We start from the raw sequence: 5,123 nt of genomic DNA on the forward strand, positions 1-5,123 counted from the left end.
TAACTGTTATCGTTTCTTCTCCTGCTTCTAAGACATCGTTAGATGTAGGATAATCTAATAAAGTTAGTAAAGAAACACCAGAATATAAATCCCCAAAAACACCTACATATTCAGGGAAAACCTGATCAAGAACTGCTTGAAATTGTAGTTTGGCTTGTACATATATTCCTGTTATGTTTTCGTGTTGTCTTGTAAGATTACGAAGGTTTAAGACATGTATTCCACGTTTTTTATAGGGCTCTAAATCCTCTTTATAGTACAACTCACAGAGATGATTAGCATCGATTTTATCTGTCTTTACTTTTCGTAAACTTGAGCTCTTGGCTCGATAGGAGACAAGAGGATTTATAATTATTAATAAGTAATCTCTGTCCTCAAAATACTGAACAACGGGTGTATGATAATGCCCTGTAGCTTCAAGAACAATTGGAGGTTTAACCCCTGTTGAGTTCTCAATTTCTCTAAGAAATTGATGTAAAGTATCTAATCCCTCAAGTTTATGTGAAACTTTAAAACTACTTTTGTATGGTTTTTTCTTATCCAAGAAAGCTTGAACCTGACTTTCACCTTTTGCTATATCCAGACCAACGACTGGATTCATCGATAAATCTCCTCCTCCTATAATTAAATCACCGGTACCCCTAATTCCTTCTTGCAGTATCATAGCTTCGCTTGTTATACGAGATCTATGTCCCAACCAGCCAAATCATGTTTAAGCAAGTAGGGGGCGAACGGTTTACTTGACGGGTTCTAAGTCCCACGGGTGCTTACGTTCTACCCCGGCTACCGTTATAATAAAACCAAATAAAAATTGGTCAACCAGAAATATCTGGCTGACCTTATAATACGAACGGGTGCTTATGTTATCAAGTGTTGATTATGATTTTTAGGGGGGGACAAAAATGAATAATATAAAAGCTAGCCATTATATTAACATAGAACATATAGCTAGTGGATTTGACGATTTTAGAATTAGTGTCGATTTCGATGGAAATCTTATTTTATTAACAGAAAAAGATGCAAAAGGTAAGTATTTGCATAAGATATATCATTTTTTAAATCAAGAAATAAATGAAATCAATGTTCCTTTGGTAAAGGAAGCATTTGATTTTGCTCAACCTCTTGAAGAGAATTGGTTAATGGTTAGTGCAAGAACCGACGAAGAAGAAGGGTATTTGAGGAACGCCACTTTGTTTGACATTCAAGGAAATGTATTGAAGACCTTTTCGTTTGATGATGCAATTCAAGATGTACAAACCACAAAAAATTCAGATATATGGGTAAGTTATTTCGATGAAAATATGGATTCAGGTTTAAGATGTTTTGATAAAGAAGGATTACAAACATTTAATTATCATGATTTTGTGATACAAACAGGGAGAAAGGTTCCTTTCATAGACGATTGTTATGCTTTAAATGTAACTTCAGAAAGTACAATTATATATTATTATTATGACTTTCCACTTGTAAAATTAAATAAGACAGGCTATGAAATTTTCCCTAATATACCCATAAAAGGAAGTCATGCGTTTGCTAACCTGAACGATTTTGTTTTGTTTAGTCATGGTTATGATGATAGAGCAGTGGTGTATTTGTATTCTTTAAGGGACAAACAAAGAAAGACATTTCAAACCGTCGATCAGAATGGAGAAGAACTGAAATATGAATACGCCGTTGGCAGAGGAAGCAAATTGTTCTTAGTTAAGGGGAGGAATGTTTACTTAATAAATATGGAAGATGAAAAGTTTGTGAAGGAAAATATTTAAAGTAACGGGTGTAAGAGTTGAAGGAATATAGCTGCTTCGGCAGCTTTTTGCTTGTTCCACTACTTTCTTGATAAACAAATAACATCGTAATTTTCTATCTTGAACTTTAAGATCCAGCTGCCTTTTGGGACGGCTTTTCTTATTGAAGTAAAGGGGCAGGTTAGTTGAATAAGATAATCGCAAATTTTTAAAGACTATTTAGAAAAATGGAACATTTAAACGCATAAAGGATAATTACCAAAATAGGGAGAATTAGTAAATAAGAATGCTATTTTTTATAGGGGGTTACAATGAAAAAGACTTTCTTATTTTTTATTCTTTTTGTTTTAATTTTGGTTGGATGTAGTAATGAACAGATTCTTCTTTCTGGGGAAAGCAAAAACTGGAAAGGGAAATATTTAGCTAATATCGACGGTAATAATGAGAACGGTAGTTATGAGTTTCATTTCAAGAAAGGAAATAGCAAAACAAACTTTAAGAATATCGAAGTTAATATAAATAACGGTAAAACTGTTATAAGGGATGAAAATTTTAAAGGTACAACAATTTCTACCCCTAAATCTTGTAGAGGATGTTCCGTAACCTCTAAGGATAAACCGATAAAGGTATTAATTAAATGGAATGGCGAAAATGCGGAAACTTTTTATTTAAAGTAATATAAAAAATTTTGTTCAACTACCATTATGTTTAGGTAACATCAAGCAATCATCAAGGGATTATTACAAGGATGTTATCAAAAACTTAGTTGCAAATGGTGCTGAAGGAATTATATTAGGGTGTACGGAAATTGGATTATTAGTCAAACAAGAGGATTCAGAAGTCCCTTTATTCGATACAACAGAAATACATGCAATTGAATCAGTTAATAAAATATTAGAAAATTAAGTAGTATATGCAACATTCAATAATAACTATCATGAAATTTTATTAAACAAACGGGTGCAAGAATTGAAGAAAAGCAATGCATTTTCGCATTGCTTTTTTGTGCCCCTTTTTAAAAATACTTCCTATAAAGCTCTTGCCTTAAACTCCCACTTAACTGTGCATATATTCTCGTAGTCTCACTTTTCTCATGACCTAATAAACTCTGTATGACTTCAAGAGGGGCACCATTATTTAACATGTGAGTAGCATAGCTGTGCCTCAGTTGGTGTGGATGGATCGTTTTATTTATGCCTGATCTTTTTGAAATTCGCTTGATGATATATCTCATTTGGGCAATACTCATTTGATGCGGATACCGTTCGGTAACAAAAATGGCGGTATCGCCATCCTGGCGTTGTTCAAGGTATCTTTTAAGCCAAATTTCACAGCGGATATTAAAATAAACTTCTCTTTCTTTATCTCCTTTTCCCCTAACAATAGCGGATCGGTTTGACCAATTAATTCTACTCCTTTGCAATGTAACAATTTCTCCTATGCGGCATCCAGTAGAAAACATGAATTCAAACAATGCCTTTTCCAATGGGCTGGTACAAGCCTCACGCAAATATTCAATTTCAATTTCTGTTAAAAACTTAGGAATTCGTTTCCCTGCTTTAGGTTCCTTTATTTTTACAGCTGGATTTTTTGAAACATGTCCTTCTTCATGTGACCAACGAAAAAATGATTTCATAAAACGTATTCGGTGAGATAAACTTGAAGGTTTTAAGGTTTCGCTCGAATTTGCCAGATATTCTTTTAGTTGAACAGTGGATATAGCATCAATTTTAACATCCTTGAAATATCGAATAAGTAATGTGGATTGAAGTTTATATGCTGTAAGTGTTTGTGGTGAGAACCCTTCAATTCGTTTATCGGATTCATACGTTTCCCATGCCTTTGACAATAACAAAATACATCTCTCCCTAAAATTTCTTTTTTAGAGGAATTATTGACTTGATTCTCGAAATTGAAACGGGAGAGACTATTCAACTATCGGGGCAGTTTACTTCAAGAAGAGAGAGAAGAAGAAATTACCAGTTTTTTATTCTTCTTCTAAAGTAAAAGGATCAATTATTTTTCTTTCATGAGAAGATAACACGATATTCGTTGAGGGTGTACCGTATTGCATTGAATCATCAATAAATTGTTCTAAACTCTCTACAGAATACGTTGCTAATTTGACAATATAACTTATTGCTCCTGCTACTCTGTAACACTCAAGTACATCTGGATGGTTATGGCAAAAGTTTGATAATGCTTTACAATCCTTTGATTCAAATAATACAATTGCGCAAATAGGACGGTTCATTTTTTTTAGAGCGACATGTGCATGATAACCTTCAATAATTTGTTGCTCCTCTAGTTTACGTACACGCTCAATTACCGACGGAGAGGATAAATGAACAACTTCTGCCAATTCCTTCATTGAAATTTTTGCATTTAACTGTAATATCCTAACGATTTTTTTATCAATTTCATCCATATGTTCTCTCACCTTTTTTTATTAAATAGACTAACCTAAATTCTTAATAAATTAAAGATGAATAGCCTAATAACCTTTTTAAACTTATGTAAGAGTTGTTTTTACTTTTATAAAATAAGGGAATAAGGAGGAGAATTAATGATATGAAAAAAATTTTATTATTGTTGGCTAATGGCTTTGAAGCAGTAGAAGCAAGTGTATTTACAGATGTGCTAGGTTGGAATAAATGGGAGGGAGACGGTTCAACTGAGGTCGTGACAGTTGGTCTTCGGAATAAATTAACTTGTACATGGAATTTTACTGTCACACCCGAAAAAACGGTCAATAATATTCAATTAGATGAATTTGATGCACTTGCTATTCCAGGAGGATTTGAAGAAGCTGGTTTTTACGAAGATGCCTTCAGTACGCCATTTTTAAATGTTATCCAACATTTTCATACAAAGCAGAAGCCGATTGCTAGTATCTGTGTTGCATCATTAGCACTTGGCAAAAGTGGAATTCTTACGGGTAAAAAAGCCACCACATACAATCATCCAACGAGTAAACGAAAAGATCAGTTAAAGAATTTCGGTGCAGTTGTACAAAATGATTTAATTGTTCAGGATGGAAATATTATTACATCTTCAAATCCAGGTACAGCTTTTGATGTTGCATTTTTATTACTCGAAAAGCTAACATCTAAAGAGAACGCAGATCATGTAAAAGAGCTTATGGGATTTTAAGAACAATTGTGAAATATTGTACTTACACTTACGTGTGCTATAGTTTCATAACAAATGGGCTGTTTTGGGCAGTCCTTTTTTCATTGCCGTTATTGAACTGATATGAACGAAACTGTCAACCCACCACACCCAAATGTTTTTATTTAGCGTTTTATTCAGTATGAATAGAGTTATTCCTTGTTCAACTTATAGACCAAATATCCTTTCGGATCTAGCTTGTCAAGG

General features: G+C 33.5%; 6 protein-coding genes and 1 pseudogene. 4 read left to right on the forward strand and 3 right to left on the reverse strand.

Annotation, left to right across the window (positions count from 1 at the left end):
- Positions 1–601 (reverse strand): IS110 family transposase (locus E2K98_RS30010; RefSeq protein ID WP_133340601.1); only part of this gene is annotated, 601 nt, incomplete at its 3' end.
- A 301-nt stretch (positions 602–902) separates the two neighbouring features.
- Between E2K98_RS30010 and E2K98_RS30015 the strand changes: the two genes are divergently transcribed.
- The 3 genes and pseudogenes from E2K98_RS30015 to E2K98_RS30025 all read left to right on the forward strand — a co-directional run.
- The gene (locus tag E2K98_RS30015; RefSeq protein ID WP_133340603.1) at positions 903–1,766 is read left to right on the forward strand and encodes a hypothetical protein; all 864 of its coding nucleotides are present in this window, start codon (positions 903–905) and stop codon (positions 1,764–1,766) included.
- 290 nt (positions 1,767–2,056) lie between these two features.
- Positions 2,057–2,422 (forward strand): hypothetical protein, encoded by a 366-nt coding sequence (locus E2K98_RS30020; protein ID WP_133340604.1) that lies wholly within the window; start codon positions 2,057–2,059, stop codon positions 2,420–2,422.
- A 22-nt stretch (positions 2,423–2,444) separates the two neighbouring features.
- Positions 2,445–2,651 (forward strand): annotated as a pseudogene (locus E2K98_RS30025) (aspartate/glutamate racemase family protein); the annotation flags it as partial.
- A gap of 109 nt (positions 2,652–2,760) precedes the next feature.
- Here E2K98_RS30025 and E2K98_RS30030 read toward each other — a convergent pair.
- Together E2K98_RS30030 and E2K98_RS30035 are read right to left on the reverse strand one after the other, a co-directional pair.
- On the reverse strand, positions 2,761–3,600 hold the full coding sequence (locus E2K98_RS30030; protein WP_133340606.1) for a tyrosine-type recombinase/integrase: 840 nt from the start codon (positions 3,598–3,600) through the stop codon (positions 2,761–2,763).
- 132 nt (positions 3,601–3,732) lie between these two features.
- On the reverse strand, positions 3,733–4,173 hold the full coding sequence (locus E2K98_RS30035; protein ID WP_133340608.1) for an Lrp/AsnC family transcriptional regulator: 441 nt from the start codon (positions 4,171–4,173) through the stop codon (positions 3,733–3,735).
- 143 nt (positions 4,174–4,316) lie between these two features.
- Here E2K98_RS30035 and E2K98_RS30040 point away from each other — a divergent pair, with 143 nt between their 5' ends.
- Complete coding sequence (locus E2K98_RS30040; protein ID WP_133340610.1) at positions 4,317–4,898, forward strand: DJ-1/PfpI family protein; 582 nt, start codon at positions 4,317–4,319, stop codon at positions 4,896–4,898.
- The last annotated feature ends 225 nt before the right edge of the window (positions 4,899–5,123 follow it).

The organism is Bacillus salipaludis (genome assembly GCF_004358205.1).

Coding starts and splice junctions, on each gene's coding strand:
- E2K98_RS30035 (WP_133340608.1), bottom strand. CDS start 4,173: ATGGATGAAATTGATAAAAAAATCGTTAGGATATTACAGTTAAATGCA.
- E2K98_RS30015 (WP_133340603.1), top strand. CDS start 903: ATGAATAATATAAAAGCTAGCCATTATATTAACATAGAACATATAGCT.
- E2K98_RS30040 (WP_133340610.1), top strand. CDS start 4,317: ATGAAAAAAATTTTATTATTGTTGGCTAATGGCTTTGAAGCAGTAGAA.
- E2K98_RS30020 (WP_133340604.1), top strand. CDS start 2,057: ATGAAAAAGACTTTCTTATTTTTTATTCTTTTTGTTTTAATTTTGGTT.